Genomic DNA, 24313 nt, shown 5'->3' on the forward strand with positions numbered 1-24313 from the left:
TGCAGTTGTCCGCCGGTCCGGCGCGAGCGGATTTCCAAACCCCGGGCACCAGGCGTGCGTTGGGTGCGGGCAGCCGTGCGCCGCGTGCCGCCCGGCCACCGATCGCCTCCGGCGCGGGAGGCCGCTTCGCCCTGGCAGGAGCGAAGTGCGAGCGACGACTCCCCGCCCGCTACGGCCCCGCGCCGGAGGTCCCCCGCCCGCCACGGCCCGTGGCGCGGGCGGCGGACACTCCCACATGTGTCTACACGGACCGGCGAACCGCAGACACAGTGTCGGGCGCGGTCCGGGCGCGTTGCTGGTGGGATGGTCTGGTGACGGCGACCGCACCCCGGACCGGCGGCCCCGGCCCCTGCCGGGACCGCCCCCCGGTTCCGGTCCCGGCACACGAGCCCCACGAACGGCACGTCTCGACCCGACGCCGCCCTCTGCGAAGGAGTAACCCGGAATGACGAAGATCGTCAACCACTGGATCGGCGGCAAGTCCGTCGAAGGCGCCTCGGGGTCGTACGGGCCGGTCACGGACCCGGCGACCGGCGCGGTCACCACGAAGGTGGCGTTCGCGTCCGTGGAGGAGGTGGACGCGGCCGTGGCCGCCGCCAAGGACGCGTACGTGACCTGGGGCCAGTCCTCGCTGGCCCAGCGCACCACGATCCTGTTCCGCTTCCGCGCCCTGCTGGACGCGCACCGTGACGAGATCGCCGAGCTGATCACCGCCGAGCACGGCAAGGTGCACTCCGACGCGCTCGGCGAGGTCGCGCGCGGCCTGGAGATCGTGGACCTGGCCTGCGGCATCAACGTGCAGCTCAAGGGCGAGCTGTCGACGCAGGTCGCCACGCGGGTGGACGTGTCCTCGATCCGGCAGCCGCTGGGCGTGGTCGCGGGCATCACGCCGTTCAACTTCCCGGCGATGGTCCCGATGTGGATGTTCCCGATCGCCATCGCCTGCGGCAACACCTTCGTGCTGAAGCCGAGCGAGAAGGACCCGTCGGCCTCCCTGAAGATCGCCGAGCTGCTGTCGGAGGCCGGGCTGCCCGACGGCGTGTTCAACGTCGTCCAGGGCGACAAGACGGCCGTGGACCGTCTCCTGGAGCACCCGGACGTCAAGGCGGTCTCCTTCGTCGGCTCCACCCCGATCGCCCGCCACATCCACACCACGGCCGCCGCCCACGGCAAGCGCGTGCAGGCGCTGGGCGGGGCCAAGAACCACATGCTGGTCCTGCCGGACGCCGACCTGGACGCGGCTGCGGACGCGGCGGTCTCGGCGGCGTACGGCTCGGCCGGCGAGCGCTGCATGGCGATCTCGGCCGTCGTCGCGGTCGGCTCGATCGCCGACGAACTGGTCGACAAGATCCGCGAGCGCGCCGAGAAGATCAAGATCGGTCCGGGCAACGACCCGGCGTCCGAGATGGGCCCGCTGATCACCGCCGCCCAGCGCGACAAGGTCGCCTCCTACGTCGAGGGTGCCGCGGCCGAGGGCTGCGAGGTCGTCCTGGACGGCACCGGCTACAGCGTGGAGGGCTTCGAGGACGGCCACTGGATCGGCCTGTCGCTGCTCGACCGCGTGCCGACGACCGCGAAGGCGTACCAGGACGAGATCTTCGGCCCGGTGCTGTGCGTGCTGCGCGTGGACACCTACGAGGAGGGCGTGTCCCTGATCAACGCCTCGCCGTTCGGCAACGGCACCGCGATCTTCACCCGGGACGGCGGCGCCGCCCGCCGCTTCCAGCTGGAGATCGAGGCCGGCATGGTCGGCGTGAACGTGCCGATCCCGGTGCCGGTGGGCTACCACTCCTTCGGTGGCTGGAAGGACTCGCTCTTCGGCGACCACCACATCTACGGCAACGACGGCACGCACTTCTACACCCGCGGGAAGGTCGTCACGACCCGCTGGCCCGACCCGTCCGAGGCCCCGGCCGGTGTCGACCTCGGGTTCCCGCGCAACCACTGAGCGTGACCCCAGTCCCCCTCGCGGCCGTCCGTTATCCGGACGGCCGCGATTTTTTTTGCGCCGTGCCCTGCGATTCCCGTGCGCGCGGGAGGAAACGGATGGCAGAGGCGGATCGGTACTGGCGCCTTGGAAAGCAAGGTCACAATTTGTTGAGGCTTGATGAATGCGCTGTTGCGGCCGTGCAACCTGTGAAACCGAGCCGCCACCCGCCCGGCCCCGAGTGCGGATTCCGAAGGTGAACAGCCATTGACGTGACGGTTTTCGTCGGGATTCCATGCTGGCGCCGGGAGCGGACGAGATGACGAGAACGTACGACCGAAGCCGCCGGAGGCGATAGCGCTCCCGAGCCCCCATCACCTGTTGCACGAGTCGATCGGAACCGCCGCATGACCGACACGCTCCCCCCTGCCGACACCGCCACCCCCACGGCGGCCGGCAGCCCCACCGGGACGACGGACAGCCCCCAGCAGCTCAAGCGCTCCATCGGGGTCGTCGGCGGCACCCTCCTCACCCTCTCGTGCGTCACACCCGCCTCCACGCTCTTCGTGGTCGTGCCCGACCTGTTCGGCTCGCTCGGCACCGCCACCGCCCTCACCATCGCCATCGGCTCCCTGCTCTGCATCGCCGTGGCGTTCTGCTACTCCGAGCTGGGCACCCTCATCCCCAGCGCGGGCGGCGAGTACGCCATGGTCTCCACGATGGCCGGACGGCTGGCGGGCTGGCTGGTGTTCGTGCTGTCCCTGCTGGTCGTCATGATCGTGCCGCCCGTGATCGCCATGGGCACCGCCGACTACCTGGCGCCGATCGTCCACCTCGACCCGGCGATGACCGGCGCCGGGGTCATGCTGCTCGCCACCCTCGCCGGCCTGCTCGACCTGCGCGCCAACGCCTGGATCACCGGCATCTTCCTGGTCCTGGAGGTCATCGCCGCGGGCGTGGTCGCCGTCCTGGGCTTCGCCCACAGCCACCGGGGCGCCGGCAGCCTGGTCTCGATGCAGGTGGCCGGGGCGGGCGGGCACACCGACACCGTGACCGCCATGCTCGTGGTCTCCGGACTCGCCATCGCCCTGTTCATCACCCAGGGCTTCTCCACCGCCGTCTACCTCTCCGAGGAACTGGAGCACCCGCGCCGCAACGTGGCCCGCACCGTGCTCGCCACCCTCGCCATCTCCACCGTGATCATCCTGGTGCCGGTCGTCGCCATCACCATGGGCGCCTCCGACATCAAGGAGCTGACCGGCGGCGACCTCAGCTCGATGGTGACCGCCTGGTCCAACACCGCCGTCGGCACCTTCGTCAGCCTCTGCGTCGCCCTCGCGATCATCAACGCCGGCATCGTCATGGTCATCCAGAACTCCCGCGTGCTGTTCGCCTCCGCCCGCGACAAGGCCTGGCCCGGACCGGTCAACACCGTCTTCGCCAAGCTCGGCCGGTTCGGCTCCCCCTGGGTCGCCACGCTCGCCGTCGGCGTCCCCGGCGCGGTCCTGTGCTTCGTCAACCTGGACACCCTCTACGGCGTCACCGGTGTCTCCGTGACCGGCATGTACCTGCTCGTCGCCGTCGCCGCCCTGCTGGCCCGCCGCGGCTCCCACAAGCACACGTCCGCCTGGCGCATGCCGCTGTGGCCCGCCGTGCCCGTCCTGCTGATCGCGGTCCTCGCGTACATCCTCACCCAGCAGGAGGCCACCTACCTGCTGTGGACCGGCGGCATCATGGCCGTGGCCACCCTGTATTGGGCCTTCTACCTGCGCCCGCGCCGCGACACCCGCTGGCTGGTGTCGATCCCCGAGGACGCCCAGGGCTGACCCGCCGCCCGCCGCATCCCCCCTCGGACCCCCGCCCTCCCCGGACCCGTACCACGGCCGCGGTACACCGCGGCCGTGCCGTACTCCCCACGGAGGGGCCGAGGTTCGCTCCGGCGGTGGCATCGGCCGCCGGTGGCGGCCCGTACCGTGGTCGCCATGGATCTCCGACTGCCCGGACCGCGAGGGCTGCTGCGCGGGCCCCGGCGGTGGCTCGCCGCCGGGGCCGCGCTCGTGGTGCTCGCCGGGGCCGGCACCTGGACCGCGGTCGCCTCCGCCGACGACCCGCCCGCCGTGCACCGCGCCGACCGTGTGATCAGCACGGCCGGCGGCGTGCGCCTCGACACGTCCTACTTCACCCCGGCCGGGCCCGGCCGCCACCCCGCCGTCCTGCTGGGACACGGCTTCGGCGGCAGCAAGGACGACGTACGGCGGCAGGCCGAGGACCTCGCCGCCGGCGGATACGCGGTCCTGACCTGGTCGGCGCGCGGCTTCGGCCGGTCCACCGGCAGGATCGGGCTGAACGATCCCAAGGGCGAGGTCGCCGACGTCAGCAGGCTCATCGACTGGCTGGCCCGGCAGCCGCAGGTCCGCCTCGACGGACCCGGCGACCCGCGCGTCGGCCTCGCCGGGGCCTCCTACGGCGGCGCGGTCTCCCTGCTCGCCGCCGGGTACGACCACCGGGTGGACGCCATCGCCCCCGAGATCACCTACTGGAACCTCGCGGACGCCCTCTTCCCGAACGGCGTCTTCAAGAAGCTCTGGGCGGGGGTCTTCTTCAACTCCGGCGGCGGCTGCGCCCGCTTCGAGGCGGCGCTGTGCCGGATGTACGAGCGGGTCGCCGAGGCGGGGAAGCCGGACGCCGAGGCGCGCCGCATCCTCCAGGACCGCTCCCCGTCCGCCGTCGCCGACCGGATCGAGGTGCCCACCCTGCTGGTGCAGGGCCAGACCGACTCGCTCTTCCCGCTCGGCCAGGCCGACGCCGCGCAGAAGGCGATCCGGGCCAACGGCGCCCCCGTGGCCGTGGACTGGATCGCGGGCGGCCACGACGGAGGCGACCTGGAGAGCGACCGGATCCAGGCACGCGTGACCGCCTGGTTCGACCGCTACCTCAAGCAGGACGGCGGCGCGAGCACCGGCCCCGCCTTCCGCGTCACCCGCACCGGCGGGATCGACTCCACCGACGGCGCGGCCCTGCAGCGCGGCGCGAGCGCGAGCACGTACCCGGGGCTGGAGAGCGGAGCACGCGCCGTGGCCCTGACCGGGCGCGAGCAGCGGTTCCAGAACCCGCCGGGCGCCAACCCGCCCGCCGTCTCCGCGCTGCCCGGCCTCGGCGGCGCGGGCGGCGGACTCGGCCGGCTCTCCGCGCTGGGCCTCGGCGTCTCCCTGGACTTCCCCGGCCAGTACGCGCGCTTCGAGTCGGCGCCCCTGGGCGGCGACCTGCGCATCACCGGATCGCCCACGGTCACCGTCCACGTCACCTCCAGCAGCGACGACGCCGTGCTCTTCGCCAAGGTGTACGACGTCGGACCCGGCTCGTCCCGGCCCGTGCTGCCCGCCCAGCTCGTCGACCCCGTGCGCGTCGAGGGCGCGCGGCACGGCAAGGACGTCGTCCTCACCCTCCCGGCCGTCGACCACGAGGTGCAGAAGGGCCACCGGCTCCGCCTGGTCCTCGCCTCCACCGACCTCGGCTACGCCTCCCCGGCCGCCCCGGCGACGTACACCGTCTCCCTGAAGAGCGGCCTGTCGGTGCCCACCGCGCCCGGCGTGCGGACCGCGGCGGCCCCGCTGCCGGCCTGGGTGTGGTGGCTGCCCGCCGCGGCCGCGCTGGCCGCGCTCGCGCTGCTGCTCACCGCCCGCCGCCACAGCACCGCCCCGGCCCCCGACCCGGCGCTGTCCGGCGTCCCCCTCCAGATCACCGGCCTCGGCAAGCGCTACGCCCGCTCCGCCGACCGGTACGCGGTACGCGACCTGTCCTTCCGCGTCGAGCGGGGCCAGGTGCTCGGCCTGCTCGGACCCAACGGGGCGGGCAAGACGACCACGCTGCGCATGCTGATGGGCCTGATCCGGCCCGACGACGGCGAGATCCGCGTCTTCGGCCACGCGATCCGGCCCGGCGCGCCCGTGCTCTCCCGGGTCGGCGCCTTCGTCGAGGGCGCCGGGTTCCTGCCGCACCTGTCCGGCCGGGAGAACCTGGAACTGTACTGGCGGGCCACCGGCCGCCCGCCCGGGGACGCCCACCTGGAAGAAGCCCTGGAGATCGCCGGCCTCGGCGACGCCCTGGCCCGCGCGGTGCGCACCTACTCCCAGGGCATGCGCCAGCGCCTGGCCATCGCCCAGGCCATGCTGGGCCTGCCCGACCTGCTCATCCTCGACGAACCGACCAACGGCCTGGACCCGCCGCAGATCCGCGAGATGCGCGAGGTGATGATCCGGTACGCGGCCGGCGGACGCACCGTCATCGTCTCCAGCCACCTGCTCGCCGAGGTGGAGCAGTCCTGCACGCACCTGGTCGTCATGGACCGGGGCCGGCTGGTGCAGGCCGGCCCGGTCGGCGAGATCACCGGCTCCGGGGACACCCTGCTGGTCGGCACCGCGGCACCCGTGGACGAGCCGGTGGCCGGGAAGGTGGCCGCGCTGCCGGGCGTCGCCTCCGCGACCCGCACCGACGACGGCCTGCTGGTCCGGCTGGAGTCCGGCGCCACGGCCGAGGGCCTGGTGGCGGAGCTGGTGCGGCTGGAGGTGCCCGTCGCCTCGGTCGGCCCGCACCGCCGTCTGGAGGACGCCTTCCTCACCCTGATCGGAGGTTCCGCATGAGCACGCTCACCGAGACCGCGGAGGTCGCCCCCGGCTACCACCCCGGGCGCACCCTGCCGCTGCGGGTGGAGCTGGCCCGGCAGCTGAAGCGGCGCCGCACCCTGATCATGGGCGGCATCCTGGCCGCCCTGCCGTTCGTGCTCGTCGTGGCCTTCGCGATCGGCGGCGACCCCGGCGGCCGCAACGACCAGGTGACCCTGATGGACACCGCCACCGCCTCGGGCGCCAACTTCGCCGCGGTGAACCTGTTCGTGTCGGCCGGCTTCCTGCTGGTGATCCCGGTGGCGCTGTTCTGCGGGGACACCGTCGCCTCCGAGGCGAGCTGGTCCTCGCTGCGCTACCTGCTGGCCGCGCCCGTGCCCCGGGCCCGGCTGCTGTGGTCCAAGCTCGTCGTCGGACTCGGCCTGAGCCTGGCCGCCATGGTGCTCCTGCCCGTGGTCGCGCTCGCCGTCGGCACCGCCGCATACGGCTGGGGCCCGCTGGAGATCCCCACCGGCGGCGCGCTCGCCGCGGGCACCGCCGCCCAGCGGCTGGTGGTGATCGTGGCGTACGTCTTCGTCTCCCAGCTGGTCACCGCGGGGCTGGCGTTCTGGCTGTCCACGCGGACGGACGCGCCGCTGGGCGCCGTGGGCGGCGCGGTCGGCCTGACCATCGTCGGCAACGTCCTGGACGCGGTCACCGCGCTGGGCCACTGGCGCGACTTCCTGCCCGCGCACTGGCAGTTCGCCTGGGCCGACGCCGTGCAGCCGCGCCCCGAGTGGTCCGGGATGATCCAGGGCACGGCCGTCTCCGTCGCCTACGCGCTGGTGCTCTTCGCCCTGGCCTTCCGCTCCTTCGCCCGCAAGGACGTGGTGTCCTAGGGCGACGCACACGGGAGCGGGCCGCCGAGGAACTCGGCGGCCCGCTCCCGTCGGCCGTGCCGTGGGCTCAGCGCTCGCTGTTCTGCGACAGGATCGACACGTCCTCCAGCAGGTGCGCCAGCGCGCCGTCGCGCTTGGCCTGCGTGGAGTTCTCGGTGCACTGCTGGTTCTGCCGGTCCGACAGGATCGGGATGTCCTGGACGTTGACGACCTGGAGCACCCCGACCGGCAGCTCGCCCACGGCGATGCACGGCTTGTTGAACGACCCCTGGATGAGCGCCATCTGCGGGCTCATGTTCCCGTACGTGGTCGAGTTGCCGTAGCTCTGCCACGCACCGTTGCCGTTCAAGGCCGTCGGGCCGCTGTCGTTGCCGATCGCCAGGGCCTGCGGAGCAGCGGCGGCGGTGGCGCCGAACGCGGAGGCGGCGATGGCCGCGGTGGCGACAAACTTCTTGATCACTGGGCGGTCCTTTCTGAGGGAACCCCGTCACTGGAGCGTTCTGGTCAACTGCCCGGGGCCACCGTGGTTTCTCCCGTTCACTCCCACGGCGGACCCCGCGAAGTGTTTGTGTGCTTTCCGGACTCCATGATTGTCGGGCGTTTTCAAATGCCGTGCGGGCCAACCGGGTGAACCCCCGCAACCAAACACCCCCCACCGTGTTGATGAGGCCGTAGGACCTACGAGGAAAGGAACGCGCAGTGCTCAAGAAGGCAATGGTCGCCGCTGCGGCCGCCGTATCTGTCGTCGGTGGGTCGGTGGCGGCTGCTCCCGCGGCGCTTGCCATCGGGAACGACAACGGCCCGTCCATCGCGAACGGCAACGACGCGACGTCGTCGTTCGGCAACTCGGCGACCAAGGGCGACATGAGCCCGCAGCTCTCGCTGATCGAGGGCACGCTCAACAAGCCGTGCCTGGGGCTCAACGAGACCAACGTCGGCGTGCTGCAGATCGTGAACGTCCAGGACATTCCGATCCTGTCGGACCGGCAGAACCAGCAGTGCTCGGACAACTCCACCCAGGCCAAGCGGGACGGCGCCCTGTCGCACATCCTGGAGGACCTGTCGGTCCTCTCGGCCAACGGCGAAAGCTGAGCCGTTCTCGGCCGGCCCGGGTCGTCCGCTGCTCCGTCCGCGGGCGCCCGGGCTGTTTTCGCTGAATTCTTTTCGCCCGAGCAAGCCGAGGGCGAGGCGTATGGTGCGCGGGGCAGTCGAGTGAATTGTCGGGCGATTTACGTTCCGCAGTTTTCCATTACGTCTATTCCTCGTTCAGTGCCGCGACCGTGAGGTCGTGCTCACTCGGTTTCTCGCCGTCATCGGGGCCTGGCCCCGAGAAGGGAACTTCCATGAAGAAGAGCGTCGCTGTCGTGACCGGCGCCATCCTGGCTCTGGGCATGGCCGCCCCCGCCTTCGCCGACGCAGGCGCCGAGGGTGCGGCCGTCGGTTCGCCGGGTGTGATCTCCGGCAACACCATCCAGATCCCGGTGCACGTCCCGATCAACCTGTGCGGCAACACCATCGACATCATCGCGCTGCTGAACCCCGCGTTCGGCAACACCTGCGTCAATCACTGACCGCACGGGCGCACCGGCCGTCCCGGCCGGGTCAGGGCCGGCCTCGGACGTCGAACTCGCGACCCGGGGCCGGCCCTCCCACATCTGAACGTTCCTCAAGCCGCCGCGAGCGGCTTCGAGCAGGAAGACCACTAGATTGCGACAGACCCTGAGCAGGGGAGTGTTCGCGGCGGCCGCCGCGACGAGCGTGCTGTCCCTGTACGGCAGTGCCGCCTTCGCCGACTCGACGACGGACGGAGTCAGCGCGGGTTCACCCGGCCTGCTGTCCGGCAACACCGTCCAGGCGCCGGTCGAGGTACCGGTGAACGCCTGCGGCAACACCGTCGACGCCGCGGCGGCGCTGAACCCGGCGTTCGGCAACAAGTGCGCCAACGTCTCGGAGAAGACGCCGCCGCCCCCGTCGCACGGCCCCGACTGCGACGACCGGGGGGGCTACGGCGAGCAGCCCTCCTCCGGCGCGTACGGCGAGCAGCCCTCCCCGGGCGAGTGCACGACCCCGCCGCCGAGCACCCCGCCGCCCACGCACCACACGAGCCCGCCGCCCACGCACCACACCACCCCTCCGCCCACGCACCAGGCGACGCCGCCCCCGGCCGAGCACACCCCGCCGCAGATGGCCGAGACCGGCAGCGGCAACACCGGGGCGCTGCTGGCAGCCTCGGCCGCCAGTGCCGCGCTGATCGCCGGCGGCACGGTCCTGTACCGCCGCGGCCGGTCCTCGGGCGCCCACCGGTAGACCGTCCGCGGGTTTGGCGCCACGCCGCCGCGACCGAGCCGCCACGGCGGCCGGTCGCGGCGGCGGCTGTCTTTCCGGGCACTGTCACCCGGGCGGACGCGCGGCACACCCGAAGGCCGTACCGGCGGTGGCGGTCCTGCTCCTTCCGTGCCTGACTTCATAGGGCGAGGGCGAGCTGACGGCTCGTCAGCACGCCCGCCGGGGCGTGCGGGAAGGAGCGGGCATGGCTGCACAGCGAGGCCGGATCCGGCGGCTGACCGTCGTCGCGGCGGCGGCCGCCACCTCGGCCGCCCTGGCCTGCGGGGCCGCCACGGGGGCGGGAGACCCACCGCCGGCCCCGCCGACCCCATCGACCGCGCCGGCGGCCCCCCAGGCCCCACCGGCTTCCCCGGTGCCACCGGCCACGTCCCCGAGCACACCGCTCGCTCCGACCGCGTCACCGAGCCCGCCCGCCGTGTCATCGGCTCCGCCGGCGGGGCCGGTGAGTCCGCCCGCGGTCTCCGCGAGTCCGTCCGCGGATCCCGTGATCCCGCCGGTGGCGGTGGCGCCCACGACTGCTCCGCCGGTGTCCCTGGGTCCGTCCGCCGTGCCCGCGAATCCCGCCTTCGGGGCCTTCCTGGAGTCGGACGCGCGGGGTGTGGCGCGGATGGCGCAGCTCAGCAGCTGGCTGGGCGGTGCCGAACTGCGCGTGGGCCACACCTATCTGCCCGGTGACCGCTGGCGGGACATCGAGGGCGCCCCGGGCTTCCTCGACGTCTGGGCGCACTGGCGTGAGCAGCGGTCCGACCGGATGCTCGTCCTCAACGTCCCGATGCAGGAACGCAACGAGGAGCACCTCTCCGACGACGAGGTCCGCGGGCTGCTGCGGCAGGGTGCGGCCGGGCAGTTCGACCACCACTTCGCCGCCCTGGCCCGGCGGCTGGTCGGCGCGGGCGCGCCGGACACGGTGATCGTGCTCGGCTGGGAGATGAACGGCACCACCTACACCCACCGCTGCGGGCCGGATCCGCAGGCGTGGAAGAGCTACTGGCGGCGCATCGTCACCGCGATGCGCTCCGTCGCGGGCCAGAGGTTCCGGTTCGACTTCGCGCCGAACCGGGGCCGGGACGCCGTTCCCTGGACGGAGTGCTACCCGGGGGACGACACGGTCGACATCGTCGGCATGGACTCCTACGACCAGCCGGCCGGCCTGACCTTCGATCAGCAGGTGGGCGAACCGTACGGGCTCCAGGCGCACGTGGACTTCGCCAGGGCCCACGGCAAGCCCGTCTCCTACCCGGAATGGGGGCTGTTCCGCAACGGCGACAACGCCGAGTACATGCGGCGCATGCTCGCCTGGTTCGACCGGTACCGGCCGCTCTACAACACGCTGACCGACTACTGCCCGCACGGTGTCTGGCAGTGCGGGGCCAACCCAGCCGCCGCACGCGTCTACCGCACGGCCCTCTTCGGCCGGGCCGACCCGGCCACCCCCGTCACCGCACCGTCCCCCTCCGCCGGCGCTCCGGCCCCGGCGCCCACCGTGCCACCCCCGCCCGGCTGTTCCCGGCGGGGCCTGGGTGCCTGGCTGGAGCGCTGGCTCGGCGGCAGGCTGTGCCCGGGCCCCGGCGGTACGGCCTAGGTCCTGTCGTCAAATTCCCGTCGTCCGCCCGGAGGGCGTGCCAGGTGTCGCGGGGCAGGCGGGAATGTGACGACTGGGCCCAGGGGAGCCGTCCGGCAGCCGCCTACGGCGAGGGCGGGCGCCGGCGCAGCAGTTGACCGGCCCGTCGGCGCAGGGCCGCCTCGCCGGCCGCCGCGGTCAGCAGCGGGGCGGTGCGCCGCCGGGCCAGCAGCAGCCGTTCGTTGACGACCGGGCGGGGGCGCCAGTGGTGTTTGTAGGGCTCGTCGCCGCGCAGAAGGCTCAGCGTGTCCGGCGCGCCCTCGCCGGTGTGCGCGGTGCACGCCTCCAGCAGCATCACCGCCACGTCGGCCTTGCGTTCCCGCAGCAGCGGATGGGCACCGTAGAGGTAACCGCCCATCAGCCGCCGGGACAGCAGGGTCAGGTCCACGGCCACCACCTCGCCGTCGAGCCGGAACTCGGTGACCACCGCCTCCCCGTCGCGCACCATCGGGCCCGCCGCCCGCACCAGGTGCTCACCGAAACGCGACCGCAGGTGCTCGGCGGTGACGCCCCGGCCCTGCCACTGCACACGGTGCAGCGCGAGCAGCCGCCGCAGCGCCGCCTCCACCTCCTCGGGGCGTACGACGTGCCGTTCCACGCCGAGCGCGCGCAGCTTGCGCTGTTTGGCGCGCACCCGCTGCGCCCTGGCCGCGGGCAGCCGGGTGACCAGCTCGTCCAGGGGCAGGGCGGGCAGCTCCAGGCAGAGCGAGTCGGGTGCGCGGTGCCGCGGCCCGCGCCAGCGGTCGTAGACCTGTTCGACGGCGCTGCCCGGCCGGACCTCGCGGAAGTCGATCAGCGCCGTCCGCGCCGCCTCGCCGAGCGCCCCGGCGAGCGCGGTGGCCGCAGGCCGGCTGCGCCCGTCGTCGATGAGGACGTCGGCGTAGTCGGAGATCGCCCCGCCGAGCGGCATCAGCGCGGGCACGGGCGTGCGGCGCAGCATCAGCGGGGCGGCGGCGACCAGTTCGCCGCCCTCGCGCACCAGCAGCAGCCGCAGCCGCCCCGGGGTGCCGTAGGACTGCCACCAGGAGTGCAGCCAGGCGTGGCTCTGGAACGGGGTCGCCGCGCCGCACCTGGCGAACAGCCGTCCCCACTGCGGCGCGAGGGCGGCGAAGGCGCGGGCGTCGGTGACGAGTTCCGTCGTGTAGGCCGGACGGGCCGGGCGCGCCGGTGGCGCGAGGCTGGTGGCGGTCACAGCCGGCCGTGGACGTCGGCGGCCGGGGCCGGGCCGGGGACCGGGGCGGCGGGCGCGGGGGCGCCGGGTTCGTCCCGCCGTGGCCGCACGAGCAGGGCCAGCCCGCCGAGCAGCCCGCCCGCGCTCGCGCCGACCAGGGCGGTCACCGCCGGTGAGGCGGACGAGGGGTCGGTGGGGCGCACCGCGCGGGCGAAGCGGACGAGCGAGACGTGGGTGCTGTCCGCGGTGTCCCCGGCGTGCCGGGTCAGTGCGTCGGAGACGGCGTCGGCCATGCCGGCGGCCAGCGCGGGCCGGGTGGAGGAGGCGGACACGGCGATCATCGGCGCGTCCGGCGAGGTCGCCGTGCGCACACTGCGGCGCAGCGTGCGCACCGGCACGCCCGCCTGCCGCTGGGCGTCGCCGAGGACGGCGAGCTGGGTGGCGACCCGCCCGTAGGCCTGGGCGAGGCCGAGCGCGGCGGCGGGGTCGGTCTTCTGGGCGGGGACGGCGACGACGTAGCTGGTGGCCGTGTAGACGGGGGGTTCCAGCAGGCCGTAGGCGCCGCCGAGCAGGCCGCCGGCGGCGGTGCCGGCCACCACCAGCGACCAGCGGGGAAGCCGCCGCAGGCGGGCGGGGGAGAACCGGCGGGGCCGGGTGGGGCGGTCGGTCATGCGGAAGTCGCTCCCTGGGGTGGGACGGAGGGGGTCGGGCGTTCCGGGGCCGGCGTGGTGGTCCGGACCGCGGCGGTGTACACGTCCATGAGCCGGGCGGCGGTGCGGGCGATGCTGTAGTGGCGGGCCGCCCCCGGGGGCGTGCGCGGGTGCGGGCCACCGGCGCGTACTTCGGTGATCGCGCGGGCGTACGCCTCCGGGCCGCCCTGGACGCGCCGGGCACCGGCGGCGGCGTGCGCGGGCAGGTCCTCCACGGCCGGGCAGGAGGCGTACAGCACGGGCAGTCCGGCCGCCAGTGCCTCCACCACGGCCAGGCCGAACGCCTCCTGCCGCGACGGAGAGGCGAGCACGTCCATCGCGGCGGTCAGCGAGGGCAGGTCGGGGCCGGGTGAGCCGTCGGGCGCGCAGGGACGTTCGCCGGTGAACAGCACCCGGTCGGCCACCCCGGCCTCGTGGGCGGTGCGGCGCAGCACGCTCTCCTCGGGGCCGCCGCCCACCAGGAGCAGCCAGTGGTCGCGGGGCAGGCGGGCCAGGGCGCGGACGACGACGTCGAACCGTTTGCCCGCCGTCAGCCGGCCGATGCCGCCGACCACGTACGCGTCCTCGGGCAGGCCCAGCCGGCGCCGGGTCCGCGCGCGCCGCCCGGCGTCGAAGCGGAACCGGTCCAGGTCGATGCCGTTGGGGACGACCGCGATGCGCGGCGCGGGCACGCCCCAGCGCTGGAGCCGGCCGGCCACCGTGGCCGAGACGGCGACCGTGGTGGAGCCGAGCCGTTCACCGGCCAGGTACAGCGCGCGCACCCCCGCCGTCAGCGGGCGGCCCTCCATCTGCCCGTCCCCGAGGGAGTGTTCGGTGGCGACGACGGCGCGGACCCCGGCGAGGCGCGCGGCGAGGCGGCCGTACAGGCAGGCCCGGTACAGATGCGTGTGGACGAGGTCGTAGCGGCCCGCCCGGATCACCCGGACCAGGCGCGGCAGCGCGGACAGGTCGCGGTTGCCGGCCATGCCGAGGTGCACGACGCGGACGCCGTCGGCGGCCAGGCCCTCGGCGACCGGGCCGGGCCGGGTGAGCGTCACCACGTCGCAGTCGACGGGCAGGTGACGCAGCAGCAGGCGAAGCTGCTGCTCGGCGCCGCCCACGCCGAGGCCGGTGATGATGTGCAGGACCCGCATCTCACACGCCCTTCACGGGGCGGCGGCGCAGCCGGTGCAGCTCGTGTTTGAGGTGCAGCCGCCAGGCCGTGTCCCGCTGCCCGAGGTGCAGCCGGGGCAGCGCGTGCGGGCCGGTGAGCGGGCCGGGGTCGACGGCGCAGGCGTAGGAGTACCCGGCCTCCCGCACGGCCGCCCGCACCCGGTCGTCGACCGCGCCGTAGGGGTAGCAGAAGCCGTCCACGGGGGCTCCGGTCAGCTCCTCCAGGAGGGCGCGGCTCCTGGTGACCTCGGCGGTCAGGGCGCGGTCGTCGGCCCGGGTGAGGTCGGTGTGGGTCAGCCCGTGCGAGCCGATCTCCACGCCCTCGGCCGCCGCGTGCCGGATGCCCTCGGCGGCCAGCAGCGGCTTGCGCGGACCGCGCGGGTCCCACACGTTGTCGCCGCCGAGCCGGCCGGGCAGCACGAACAGCGTGGCGCCGCAGGCGTGCCGGTGCAGCAGGGGCAGCGCGGCGGTGACGAAGTCGGCGTACCCGTCGTCGAAGGTGAGCCCGACCAGGCCCTTGCCGCCGCCCTCGGCGCGGGCGGCCAGCAGCTCGCGCACGGACACCCCGCGCAGCCCGCGCCGCCGCAGCCACCGGAGCTGACCGGCGAGCCGCTCGGGCGTCACGGTGATGCGGTACGGATCGTCCGAGCGGTCGCCCACCGAGTGGTACATCGCCACCCAGGGGAAGGGCGCGGTGGGCTCGCCGGCGTCGGCGGGCGGGGCGGTTTCAGCGGGAGAGGCCATGCCGGAGCCTTCGTGTGACGGAGCGTACGGAGCGGAGGACGGGTTCGACGCCCTGGGCGCCGAGCGCGCGGGCGAGCAGGACGTGGACGGCGGTGACGGTCAGCGCGCCGGCCGCCAGGCCCGCGGCGGGGGAGTGGGGCAGGCTCGCCGCGAACACCCCGGCCGCGGTGGCGACGACCGCTGCGCGCAGCGGCCTGCTCGCCTCGGCCAGCACCCGCCGCACGCGCAGCGGTACCCCGCACCGGCCCGTCCCGGCCAGCAGCAGCGCGGCCGTCACGGTGATGCCGGCCGCGTTGGCGGCGGCGATGCCCGCCACGCCCCAGGGGCCGACCGCGGCGGCGCCGGTCCAGGAGGTCGCCACCAGGCCCGCGGTCATCGCGGCGAGCGGGTACCAGGCGGGACGGCCGCCCGCGACGTAGCAGCGGACCAGGGCGCCCACCAGGGCCTGGCCGAGCAGCCCGAGGGCGTACACGCGCATCACGGCGGCCGTCGCCGCCGTGTCGTCCGGGGTGAAGGCGCCGCGCTGGAACAGCAGGCCGATGAGCTGCGGGGCGCAGGCGATCACCAGGGCCGCGCCCAGCAGCACCAGGCAGGAGACCAGCGCCAGGTCCCGCTCCACGCGGTCGCGGGCCCGCTCGGTGTCACCGTCCGCGAGCGCCCGCGCCACCACCGGGAAGGTGACCGTGCACAGCATCAGCGACAGCGTCATCGGGATCTGCGCCACCTTCTGCGCGTAGTTCAGGTGCGAGATGGCCCCCGCGGGCAGCGGCGAGGCCAGGAACCGCTCGATGAGGACCTGCGACTGGCGGCACAGCGCGAACAGCAGCACCGAGGCGACGAGCGCGAGATCCATGGGCCGGGCCGCCGCGCCGCCGGTGCCGGCCGGCGGGCGCACCCCCGTGCGCAGTTGCTTCCACAGCGCGGGCACCTGGACCGCCACCATGAGGCAGCCGCCCGCCGCGACACCCGCCGCCGCCGAGCGCACCCCCCAGGCGCCGCCCAGCCAGAACATCGAGGCGACGACGCCCGCGTTGTAGGCGATGTAGATGGCCGCGGGCGCCACGTAGCGGCCGTGCGCGCGCAGCACGGCACTGCAGTAGCCCGCGAGCCCGAAGGTCAGCACGCAGGTGGCCGTCAGCCGGGTGCAGTCGGCGGCCAGACGCGGGTCGGGCAGACCCGGCGCCAGCACCTGGACGAGCTGCGGGGCCGCGCCGACGGCCAGCGCGCACACCGCGGCGAACGCGAAGGCCAGCCGGGGCAGCGTCCCGGTGACCAGGGAGCGCACCGGGTCGCCCGCGGCGCCCCGCGCCCGCCGGGCCAGCGCCGCGCTGAACGCCGGGACCAGCGCGAACGCCAGCCCGTCCTCGATGAGCAGCGTGGCGGCGAACTCCGGTACGGTCCAGGCCACCAGGAAGGCGTCCGTGTCGCTGCCCGCGCCGAACAGCCGCGCCAGCGCCTGGTCCCGGACCAGGCCGAGCAGCGACCCGGCCACCGACAGCACGGCCGTGACCAGGGTGGCCCTGGCCAGGAACCCGCGGGAGCCCGACGCCGCCCGCAGGGCACCGCCGGCGCCGGTGGCGGTGCGTGCCGCGGGGACGGTCGCCGTGCCGTCGCCGCCGGGGCCGCCGGAGCGGGGCAGGGGAGGAGGGGTCACGGTCATCGCGCCACGGCTCCCTCGGCTCGCCCGTCCGCGCCGGGACCGGGGTGCCGGGCCACCGCCCACCACGCCGCCAGCCCGAAGGACACGGCGGTCAGCACGGTCGAGGGACCGCCGATGTCCCCGTAGACGAAGTCGGTGAGCTGCCAGACCAGCAGGCCGCAGGCGACCAGCGCGCAGTCGAGCCCGCCCGCCGCGGACGGCGGCCTGCGCCGCTCGCGCAGCAGCCGGCGCACCCCGCACACCAGCAGCGCCAGCCAGCTCCCGGCGACGGCCACCAGACCGCTCAGCCCCTGCTCGCTCAGCACCAGCAGATACATGTCGTGCGGCGACAGCAGCGGCTGCCTGCGGAACGCGGCGCCCGCGCCCTCGGTGTCGCTCGCCGCGGACAGCGCCATCGGGGCGTGTCCGTCGCGGTACTCCGGGAAGTTCTTCAAACCCACTCCCGTCAGCGGATGTTCGCGCCAGATGCCGAGCGCGGCCGTCCAGAGCGCGTAGCGGTCGCGGACCGACTGGTCCGGGGCGCCCGCGACCTGCGTGATGCTGTCGAACCGCTGCTCCAGCAGCGCCGTTCCCACGCCCAGCCCGCCCACCAGGACCACGCCCGCCGCGGCCACCGCCAGCCCCGCCTTCAGGGCGCGCCGCACCCCGGCCAGCAGCAGCTGCGCCGCGCACGTCACGGCCGTCGCGATCCACGCCCCCCGGCTGAAGGACAGCGCCAGCGGCACCAGCAGCGCCGCCGCGCACCCGGCGGCCACCGCCCGCCGCCGGGCGCCGCCGGAACGGTCCAGCGCGAGCCCCACCGCGCACACCACGCCCAGCGCGACCGCCGTCGCCATGCCCATCACGTCGCCCGGCCCGAAGGTGCCCACGGCACGGATCTGCGCACCCTGGTAGGAGGCCCCCGTCCCGGTGAGGTACTGGTGGGTGCCCACCGCGCCCTGCCACAGCCCGAGACCTGTGAACGCCCAGGCCACCAGCCGGAAGTCGGCGCGGTCCCGGATCAGCAGCAGCACGGCCGCCGGGACGAGGACGAAGACCTGGAGGTACCGGCCGAGCCCCGCGAACGCGGCCGCCGGGGAGGACGCGGCCAGGGCGGCCAGGGCGAAGCCCGTCACCGGCAGCCCCAGCACCACTGCGGCCACCGGTGTGAGCGGCCGCCGCCGCGCGCGCAGCAGCCGCACCGCGCAGTACAGCACCACGATCCCGGAGACCACGTCCGCGGGTCCCGCGCCGCCCCCCGGCGCGAGCGGCAGGGCGAGGGCCGCCAGGACCGCCGCCACGGGCAGGACCGGGCCGTGCGGCACGGCCCGGGACACCGGCCGGAGCGTCCCGCCGGACCGGCGCGGCGGCCGGGCGGGCACGGCGAGCCGGTGCGGCGGCTCGGGCAGCGCGGCGTGGGTCACGTCCTCAGCTCCCCGTCGGCCGCACCAGCGCGGCCGCGGTGCGCAGCAGGATGCAGACGTCCTGCCACAGCGACCAGTTGTCGATGTAGGCGTTGTCGAAGCGGGCCCGGTCCTCGATCGAGGTGTCCCCGCGCAGCCCCTGGACCTGGGCCAGCCCGGTGATCCCGGACCGCATCCGGTGGCGCGCCGCGTAACCGGGGTGCTCCTGGCTGAACCGGGCGGCGAAATAAGGGCGTTCGGGGCGCGGGCCGACCAGGCTCATGTCCCCGCGCAGTACGTTCCACAGCTGCGGCAGCTCGTCCAGCGAGGTGCGCCGCAGCATGCGGCACAGCGGCCGCATCTCCTGCTCGCCCGCCACGCTCCACCGCGTCGCCGCCTCGTGCGCGTCGGCCGGGCGGTGCGTACGGAACTTCAGCAGCGTGAAGGGCCTGCCGTCCCGGCCGATGCGCTCCTGGCGGAACAGCACACCCGGCCCGTCGGTGAGCCGCAGCAGCGCCGCGCAGCCCAGCAGCAGCGGCCCGGCCAGCAGCAGGAGGGCACCGCAGACCAGGACGTCCAGCACCCGCTTGCCCGCACTGCCGCGCCGCGCACCCGACATCAGCAGGCGCCGGCAGGAGAACCCGGCCAGCCGCTGCTTCGTCGCGTACGACGGTGAGTCCGCGTCGATCTCCCACACCGCGCAGCCCGACTCGGCCAGCGCCCGCAGCAGCGGCCCCTGTCCGGTCCGTACGGAGGGGTGGACGGCGAGCACCGCCCGCACCCCGTTCTGCACGACCGCACGCTCCACCTCCGCCCCGCGGGTCAGCACCGGCAGCCCGCCCGTGCGGCCGACCGGCCGGTCGGCGACGACCCCGACCGGCCGGATCCCGCAGCGCGGATGCCGCAGCAGGGCCGCGGCCACCCGCTGGGCCGTCTCGGCCGGGCCGACGACGAGGGCGGCGCGCGGCCGGCGCAGCAGGTCCGCGCGCCGCCGGGCGTGCACGGCGCCGCGCAGCACGCAGCTCGCCGCGGCGTGCAGCGCGAACCCGGCCAGCAGGGTGCGGCCGGTCAGCGCGTGCCCCGGCCGGTACGCCGCCACCAGCGTCGCCAGGACCAGCCAGGACACCGCGATCCGGCCGCACACGGCGGGCAGTTCGTCCAGGACCGACGGCACGGGCTGCCCGGAGTGCTGCGCCCGCAGCAGCAGGGCCGCGGTCACGAGCAGGGCGACCAGCAGCGGGCGGTGCTCGGCCTCGGTGAACGCGGGGGCGCCCAGCAGGGCGGCGGCGCCGTCCGCGACGATCAGCGGCAGCGCGGCGGCCGGCCGCGGCGGGGGTCCCTGCCGCCGGACCGGAAAGCGGAAACCGGAGGCCCCGCGGCGCGGCCGGAGAACCGGGACGGCCGTGGATCCGTGGTCCCGTGGCGGCCGGCCGGGGGCCAGACCGGGCGAGGGGACGGTGCTTTCCGCGCTCACGGGTGGCTGGACTCCCTGTACTCGCTGGGTTCGCCGTACTCGCTGTGGTCGCCGGGCGCGCTGGGTCGGCGGTGCGCGCTGAGTTCGTGGTGCGTGCTGGGTTCGTGGTGTGTGCCGGGTTCGCTGTGCGCGCTGAGTTCGCGGTGCGTGCCGGGTTTGCCGTGCGCGCTGGGTCGGCTGCGCCCGCTCCGGTTGCTGTGCTCGCTCCGGTGGCCGGGGGCGGTGGGACGGCTGGGCTCCGTGGACCCGGTGGGCCCGGTGGACCTGGCGGACCCGTTGGGCTCGGCGGGTTCGCGGGGCGTGCGCGGGGCGGGCGCGGGCCTGGCGGGGGGCGCGGCCAGCAGCTCGCCGTAGAGGGCCGTCACCGCCGCGGCACCGCGCCGGACGTCGTGCGAGGACAGGACGTGGGCGCGTCCGAGGCGGCCGAGGGACGCGCGCAGCGGCGGGTCGAGCAGCAGGGCCAGGACCGCCTCGGCCAGGGCGGCCGGGTCCTCCGCCGGGACCAGGCACCGCGCGGCGAGTGCGGGCGGCAGGCTCTCCCGGGCGCCGTCGACGTCCGTGACCACCACGGCCCGGCCGCACGCCATCGCCTCCAGCGGGGCCAGGGCCATGCCCTCCCACCGCGAGGGCAGCACGACGAGGTCGGCCGCCCGGTACCAGGGCACGGGGTCGGCGACGGCACCGGCGAACCGGACCGACGCCGGGGCGAGCCGCCGCAGCCGGTCGCGGTCGGGGCCGTCCCCGACGAGCACGAGCCGCGCCCCCGGTACCCGCTCCGCGACCGCGTCCCAGGCCCGCAGCAGCACGTCCTGCCCCTTCTGCCGGCACAGCCGCCCCACACAGACGACGACGGGCGCGGTGGCCGGGACGCCGGCAGCCGTGCACTCGGTGGTCGTGGCGGTCGGGGTCGTCGCGGCGGCCGCGGTGCTCATGGCGCTCGTGGTGGCCATGACGGGTGCGGGGAAGCGGTGCGGGTCGATGCCGTTCGGCACGATGTGCCAGCGCGCGCTGATCCCCGCACGCACGCCGGTCGCGCGCTCCCCCTCACTGACGCACACCACCCGCGCGGCCCACCGCGCCCCCCACCGCTCCCAGGCCCGCGCGAGCACCGCCGTGCCCCCGCCGACCGCCTCGAACGACCAGGCGTGCGGCTGGAAGACGGTCGGGATCCGGCCGCGTACGGCCAGGCGGCCGGCGAGCCCGGCCTTGGCGCTGTGCGCGTGCACCAGATCCGGCCGTACGTCGTCGATCACGCGTACGAGCTGCCGTACCTCGCGCAGGAGTGAACGCCCCGGCGCGCGCGCCGCGTTCCAGGGGCGCACATCCACGCCGAGCGCCCGGAGGTGGTCGCCGAGGGCGCCGTCGGGGCAGGCCACGGTCACGTCGAAGCCGTCCGCGAGTTGTGCCCGCACCAGGTCCGTCACGACGCGCGCGACCCCGCCGTCCACGGGCTGGGTGAGGTGCAGGACCCGCGGCCGATGAGGAAGCCGCATGACCGTCGTTGCCTCTTTCGGGTGTCCGTCGAAGGGGTGGGTCGAGAGGTCCGCAACTCTAGTGCCGAACGGGACTAATGCGACGAAACCGGGCAAGTGTGTCGGAACTGTGAAGCCCGTCCGATCCGTAGATCACTCTTTCGGCGGCACAACCCCGGCGAGAGCCGCGCGTTGACACAGCGCCGGGCGTCCCTGCCCGGGTGTTTGTGTGTCAACTGCAAGGAGTTCCTTTCCATGTCGCGTATCGCCAAGGGCCTGGTCCTTACCTCCGCCGCCGCCGCGGCTGTCGCCGGCGGTGCCGGCATCGCCGCCGCCGACAGCGGTGCGAACGGTGTCGCCGCCCACTCCCCGGGCGTCATCTCGGGCAACGTCATCCAGGTCCCGATCCACGTGCCGGTCAACGTCTGCGGCAACACCATCGACATCATCGGTCTGCTGAACCCGGCGTTCGGCAACACCTGCGTCAACGGCTGACGCGGGCACGACGCCCTTCCGGCGGCCGCCCTCCCCGGTCACGGGCCCCGCGCACCGCGCGGCGGTGCCCCGCGGGGAGGGCGGCCGCTGCCGTTCCCCCGAACGGGCGGCGCGTTGCGAGCGTGCCTCTGAATCGTGTCCCACCAGGTCGGAAGGCGCGGCGACCTGAATACCCGTCACACGACGGGCGCATGATCGGTTGCGGAGCGCGACGGTCGCTTTCACGGTGGGCACCAGATCCGGTGCTCATCGAAAGGAACTCCCATGCGAGGTCTGTCAGCGCGGCGTGTCGCGTCCACCGCACTCTGCGCCGCCTTCCTGGTCGGGGCCGGCAGCCCGGCCGTCATGGCGGCCGACGCGGCCCGCGAGAACGGTCCTGCGGTGGCGTCCGATTCACCCGCCCAGGACGCCGGCGCGCTGCTCGCCCAGGTCCAGAGACTCGGTGGCCTCGGCGGCGTGCTCGCCCCGGTCCGCGATCTGGTGACCGCCGTCCTCACCCCGGACCAGAACGCCACGTCCGCCCCCGACGTCCAGAAGCTCGGTGACGCGGCGAAGGACGCCCTGGCCAAGGCGGACGCGGTACTCGCGGCCGCCTCGGCCACCCGGACCGCGGCCGCCGGGACCGGCGCTCCCGCCGTCCCCTTCGCGCTCGCTCCGGCCGCACCGGCGGCGGCCACGGGGGTGCTGCTGCCCGCGGCCGGCACCCGCGCGGCCTCACCGCGTGCCGCCGACCCGGCGAGCGACGCGCTGGCCGCCGTGCAGAAGGCGGTGGACGGCCTGCTGAAGGCGGTCACCTCGGGCGATGTCGGCCAGGTGCTCCCGGCGGTCGACGGGCTGGTGAAGAACCTCACCGGCCTGGTCACCTCCGGGCTGTCCGGCAGCGGCCTGGCGGCGATGCCGAACACCTCGGCGGCGACCCCGACGGCCCCCGCCACCTCGACGACACCGGCGGCGGCCCAGCCGTCGACCCTGCCGGCCCTCACCGACCCCGCCGCCGTCCCCGAGATCAACGTCCCGGAGATCAACGTCCCCGACATCAAGGTGCCTGACATCACCGTCCCCGAGGTCGCGGCTCCGGCGGCCACAGGCTCGTAAGCCGCATCCGGCCACCCGCCGCGGGACCCGTTCACAGGGCCCGCCGCGGGGACCCCCCAGCCGCCGTGCCGCCCCCCCCGCAGGAGCCGGCACGGCGGCTGTCGCGTGCGGGCGGCCGGCGGCCCCCGCGGCGGCGGCCGGTGTCATATGCGGAAGATCTCGTATGCGGAAGATCTTGTATGCGGAAGGTCTCGTATGAGGACTCGGCAATCTCCCGCACCGTGGTTTCCGGCCCGCCCGGGGCTCGTTAGGCAGGGCGACCCCGTCCCCTCCGGTGACGCCCCGTCGCCGCGGAAAGGAACACGATGAAGTCGCTCAAGGCCGCCGCCGTCCTCGCCGGATCCCTGGTCGCCGCCGGTGCCGCCGCGCCCGCCTTCGCCCACGACGCCGCCGAAGTGACGCCCACCAGCCTCAACGGCGCCGTGAACTCGCTCACCAGGGACCCCATCGACGTCATGCCGGTCAGGCACCAGTCCGACGCGCTCGACACCGAGAAGAAGGGCTCGCTGCTCCACTCGGTGAACGGCGCCACCAAGACCCTGAACACCGCGACCCCGCTGCTCGGCGGGCTGCCGCTGCAGAGCTGAGACCGCGCCGCGCCGCGCCGAGGACCGCGGACGCCGGCACCGCTCCGCCGGCCGGCTCCCGGTCCGCCGGGGCTCGACACCGTCCGCCGTACGAGTCCGCCGTACGCCCGCTCGACGCCCTCCACGCCGCCCGCCGTACGCGGTCCGGGCCGAAGGCCCTGCCGCCCCGCCCGCCCGTCCCCGCCTGCCCGCCGCCGCGCGGTGCTCCCGTCGTTCCGTCCCACCGTCGTACTACTGCGGCATGCGGGGGAATCTTGCGCTGGTCGCGAGGCCGGGATCGTTGACCGGTGCGGACCACCCCGAACCCGACCTGAAAGGGACCGTGCCTGCCATGAAGTCGACCACCCGAGGAACCCTTGCCGCCCTCGTCGCGGGCGCGGCGGCGGCCGTCGGCGCCGCCGCGGCCCCCGCCGCCGCGGCCGGCACCGCCCCCCTCCCCGTTCCGCTGGGTGGTGCCGAGACCGCGCTCGGCATGGAACTGCCCAGTGTGCGCGGGGAGCTTCCGCTGCCCGCGCCGGGCAGTCCGGAAGGGCCCCGCTTCACCGAGGGCAGGCTCCTGCCGGAGCGCGCGGTGCCGCGGCTCCCCGTCGAGGGCGGGCTGCCCGGCCTGGACGTCCGGGCCCCGCTGGCGCACGTCCTCGGTGACGGCTTCGACCACGTCGGCGTCGGGACGGCCCCCTCCGGCCTGCGGGCCGTCTCGCCGGGGCTGACCGTGGACGGCCCGCTGACCGGGCCCGGGGCCGGCCGCGCCGGTCTCCCGGGGCTGACCCTGCCGGAGCTGGGCGTCCTCACCCCCGCGCTGCAGACCGTGCCGGGGGCCGGCCTGGCGACGGGTTCCGGCCTCTGACGGCGGCCCGGCCCGCCCTCCCGGTCCGCCGTCCGGCCGTGTCCCCGCTCACCGTCCGGCCGTACGGCGGTGACCGTCCGGGGTCCTCGGCGGTTACGGCTGCGGAGAACCGAACCGGACGAGGAGTGAG

Annotated in this window: 21 protein-coding genes and 2 pseudogenes; 14 read left to right on the forward strand and 9 right to left on the reverse strand. The window is 75.1% G+C overall.

The window, feature by feature from the left end:
* Positions 1–77 precede the first annotated feature (77 nt).
* The 6 genes and pseudogenes from AC6I72_RS20530 to AC6I72_RS20555 all read left to right on the forward strand — a co-directional run.
* Positions 78–194 (forward strand): annotated as a pseudogene (locus AC6I72_RS20530) (5-deoxy-glucuronate isomerase); the annotation flags it as partial.
* Positions 195–212: 18 nt separating this feature from the next.
* Positions 213–449: pseudogene (locus AC6I72_RS20535) on the forward strand (hypothetical protein); the annotation flags it as partial.
* On the forward strand, positions 446–1948 hold the full coding sequence (gene mmsA, locus AC6I72_RS20540; RefSeq protein WP_498002556.1) for a CoA-acylating methylmalonate-semialdehyde dehydrogenase: 1503 nt from the start codon (positions 446–448) through the stop codon (positions 1946–1948). The pseudogene AC6I72_RS20535 and the gene mmsA, both read left to right, overlap by 4 nt.
* 386 nt (positions 1949–2334) lie before the next feature.
* On the forward strand, positions 2335–3753 hold the full coding sequence (locus AC6I72_RS20545; RefSeq protein ID WP_498002557.1) for an APC family permease: 1419 nt from the start codon (positions 2335–2337) through the stop codon (positions 3751–3753).
* Between the two features lie 156 nt (positions 3754–3909).
* A complete protein-coding gene (locus AC6I72_RS20550) occupies positions 3910–6567 on the forward strand; it encodes a CocE/NonD family hydrolase (protein ID WP_498002558.1) in 2658 nt (885 codons plus the stop codon).
* Positions 6564–7427 (forward strand): ABC transporter permease, encoded by an 864-nt coding sequence (locus AC6I72_RS20555; RefSeq protein ID WP_366727219.1) that lies wholly within the window; start codon positions 6564–6566, stop codon positions 7425–7427. The genes AC6I72_RS20550 and AC6I72_RS20555 overlap by 4 nt, the downstream gene beginning before the upstream one ends.
* Positions 7428–7494: 67 nt before the next feature.
* Here the strand turns inward: AC6I72_RS20555 and AC6I72_RS20560 are convergent, their stop codons facing one another.
* On the reverse strand, positions 7495–7887 hold the full coding sequence (locus AC6I72_RS20560; protein WP_498002559.1) for a rodlin: 393 nt from the start codon (positions 7885–7887) through the stop codon (positions 7495–7497).
* 239 nt (positions 7888–8126) lie between these two features.
* Between AC6I72_RS20560 and AC6I72_RS20565 the strand changes: the two genes are divergently transcribed.
* The 4 genes from AC6I72_RS20565 (at position 8127) to AC6I72_RS20580 (ending at position 11355) form a co-directional block, all read left to right on the forward strand.
* Positions 8127–8519: a rodlin gene (locus AC6I72_RS20565; protein WP_037864459.1), complete on the forward strand. Its 393-nt coding sequence runs from the start codon at positions 8127–8129 to the stop codon at positions 8517–8519.
* A 251-nt stretch (positions 8520–8770) separates the two neighbouring features.
* The gene (locus AC6I72_RS20570) at positions 8771–8998 is read left to right on the forward strand and encodes a chaplin (RefSeq protein ID WP_498002560.1); all 228 of its coding nucleotides are present in this window, start codon (positions 8771–8773) and stop codon (positions 8996–8998) included.
* Between the two features lie 136 nt (positions 8999–9134).
* Positions 9135–9734, forward strand: coding sequence for a chaplin (locus AC6I72_RS20575; RefSeq protein WP_498002561.1), 600 nt, complete (start codon positions 9135–9137; stop codon positions 9732–9734).
* A 223-nt stretch (positions 9735–9957) separates the two neighbouring features.
* Positions 9958–11355, forward strand: a complete 1398-nt coding sequence (locus tag AC6I72_RS20580; protein ID WP_498002563.1) for a glycoside hydrolase family 26 protein — start codon at positions 9958–9960, stop codon at positions 11353–11355.
* 103 nt (positions 11356–11458) lie between these two features.
* Here the strand turns inward: AC6I72_RS20580 and AC6I72_RS20585 are convergent, their stop codons facing one another.
* The 8 genes from AC6I72_RS20585 to AC6I72_RS20620 are packed head-to-tail and all read right to left on the reverse strand — an operon-like array spanning position 11459 to position 21180.
* Complete coding sequence (locus tag AC6I72_RS20585) at positions 11459–12586, reverse strand: GNAT family N-acetyltransferase (RefSeq protein WP_498002564.1); 1128 nt, start codon at positions 12584–12586, stop codon at positions 11459–11461.
* Positions 12583–13236: a YveK family protein gene (locus AC6I72_RS20590; protein WP_498002565.1), complete on the reverse strand. Its 654-nt coding sequence runs from the start codon at positions 13234–13236 to the stop codon at positions 12583–12585. Before AC6I72_RS20590 ends, AC6I72_RS20585 begins: the two co-directional genes overlap by 4 nt.
* Positions 13233–14408, reverse strand: coding sequence for a glycosyltransferase (locus AC6I72_RS20595; protein WP_498002566.1), 1176 nt, complete (start codon positions 14406–14408; stop codon positions 13233–13235). Before AC6I72_RS20595 ends, AC6I72_RS20590 begins: the two co-directional genes overlap by 4 nt.
* A 1-nt stretch (position 14409) precedes the next feature.
* Entirely contained in the window at positions 14410–15171 is a 762-nt protein-coding gene (locus AC6I72_RS20600) for a polysaccharide deacetylase family protein (RefSeq protein WP_498002567.1), read from the reverse strand.
* A complete protein-coding gene (murJ, locus tag AC6I72_RS20605; RefSeq protein ID WP_498002568.1) occupies positions 15155–16831 on the reverse strand; it encodes a murein biosynthesis integral membrane protein MurJ in 1677 nt (558 codons plus the stop codon). Before murJ ends, AC6I72_RS20600 begins: the two co-directional genes overlap by 17 nt.
* On the reverse strand, positions 16828–18234 hold the full coding sequence (locus AC6I72_RS20610) for an O-antigen ligase family protein (RefSeq protein ID WP_498002569.1): 1407 nt from the start codon (positions 18232–18234) through the stop codon (positions 16828–16830). Before AC6I72_RS20610 ends, murJ begins: the two co-directional genes overlap by 4 nt.
* 4 nt (positions 18235–18238) lie before the next feature.
* Complete coding sequence (locus AC6I72_RS20615) at positions 18239–19687, reverse strand: exopolysaccharide biosynthesis polyprenyl glycosylphosphotransferase (RefSeq protein WP_498002571.1); 1449 nt, start codon at positions 19685–19687, stop codon at positions 18239–18241.
* Entirely contained in the window at positions 19684–21180 is a 1497-nt protein-coding gene (locus AC6I72_RS20620) for a glycosyltransferase (protein ID WP_498002573.1), read from the reverse strand. Before AC6I72_RS20620 ends, AC6I72_RS20615 begins: the two co-directional genes overlap by 4 nt.
* Positions 21181–21414: 234 nt before the next feature.
* On the opposite strand from AC6I72_RS20620, the gene AC6I72_RS20625 reads away from it, so the two are divergent.
* The 4 genes from AC6I72_RS20625 to AC6I72_RS20640 all read left to right on the forward strand — a co-directional run bounded on the left by AC6I72_RS20625 (position 21415) and on the right by AC6I72_RS20640 (position 24183).
* A complete protein-coding gene (locus AC6I72_RS20625; protein ID WP_498002574.1) occupies positions 21415–21654 on the forward strand; it encodes a chaplin in 240 nt (79 codons plus the stop codon).
* A 264-nt stretch (positions 21655–21918) separates the two neighbouring features.
* On the forward strand, positions 21919–22749 hold the full coding sequence (locus tag AC6I72_RS20630; RefSeq protein ID WP_498002575.1) for a hypothetical protein: 831 nt from the start codon (positions 21919–21921) through the stop codon (positions 22747–22749).
* 305 nt (positions 22750–23054) lie between these two features.
* Complete coding sequence (locus AC6I72_RS20635; protein ID WP_498002576.1) at positions 23055–23336, forward strand: hypothetical protein; 282 nt, start codon at positions 23055–23057, stop codon at positions 23334–23336.
* Positions 23337–23667: 331 nt separating this feature from the next.
* Positions 23668–24183 carry a hypothetical protein gene (locus tag AC6I72_RS20640; RefSeq protein ID WP_498002577.1) on the forward strand — a complete coding sequence of 172 codons (516 nt, stop codon included), beginning with the start codon at positions 23668–23670 and terminating at the stop codon, positions 24181–24183.
* The last annotated feature ends 130 nt before the right edge of the window (positions 24184–24313 follow it).

It is taken from the genome of Streptomyces sp. Xyl84 (genome assembly GCF_059731885.1).

Coding starts and splice junctions, on each gene's coding strand:
- mmsA (WP_498002556.1), top strand. CDS start 446: ATGACGAAGATCGTCAACCACTGGATCGGCGGCAAGTCCGTCGAAGGC.
- AC6I72_RS20545 (WP_498002557.1), top strand. CDS start 2,335: ATGACCGACACGCTCCCCCCTGCCGACACCGCCACCCCCACGGCGGCC.
- AC6I72_RS20550 (WP_498002558.1), top strand. CDS start 3,910: ATGGATCTCCGACTGCCCGGACCGCGAGGGCTGCTGCGCGGGCCCCGG.
- AC6I72_RS20555 (WP_366727219.1), top strand. CDS start 6,564: ATGAGCACGCTCACCGAGACCGCGGAGGTCGCCCCCGGCTACCACCCC.
- AC6I72_RS20570 (WP_498002560.1), top strand. CDS start 8,771: ATGAAGAAGAGCGTCGCTGTCGTGACCGGCGCCATCCTGGCTCTGGGC.
- AC6I72_RS20580 (WP_498002563.1), top strand. CDS start 9,958: ATGGCTGCACAGCGAGGCCGGATCCGGCGGCTGACCGTCGTCGCGGCG.
- AC6I72_RS20590 (WP_498002565.1), bottom strand. CDS start 13,236: ATGACCGACCGCCCCACCCGGCCCCGCCGGTTCTCCCCCGCCCGCCTG.
- AC6I72_RS20595 (WP_498002566.1), bottom strand. CDS start 14,408: ATGCGGGTCCTGCACATCATCACCGGCCTCGGCGTGGGCGGCGCCGAG.
- AC6I72_RS20600 (WP_498002567.1), bottom strand. CDS start 15,171: ATGGCCTCTCCCGCTGAAACCGCCCCGCCCGCCGACGCCGGCGAGCCC.
- murJ (WP_498002568.1), bottom strand. CDS start 16,831: ATGACCGTGACCCCTCCTCCCCTGCCCCGCTCCGGCGGCCCCGGCGGC.
- AC6I72_RS20620 (WP_498002573.1), bottom strand. CDS start 21,180: ATGCGGCTTCCTCATCGGCCGCGGGTCCTGCACCTCACCCAGCCCGTG.
- AC6I72_RS20625 (WP_498002574.1), top strand. CDS start 21,415: ATGTCGCGTATCGCCAAGGGCCTGGTCCTTACCTCCGCCGCCGCCGCG.
- AC6I72_RS20630 (WP_498002575.1), top strand. CDS start 21,919: ATGCGAGGTCTGTCAGCGCGGCGTGTCGCGTCCACCGCACTCTGCGCC.
- AC6I72_RS20635 (WP_498002576.1), top strand. CDS start 23,055: ATGAAGTCGCTCAAGGCCGCCGCCGTCCTCGCCGGATCCCTGGTCGCC.
- AC6I72_RS20640 (WP_498002577.1), top strand. CDS start 23,668: ATGAAGTCGACCACCCGAGGAACCCTTGCCGCCCTCGTCGCGGGCGCG.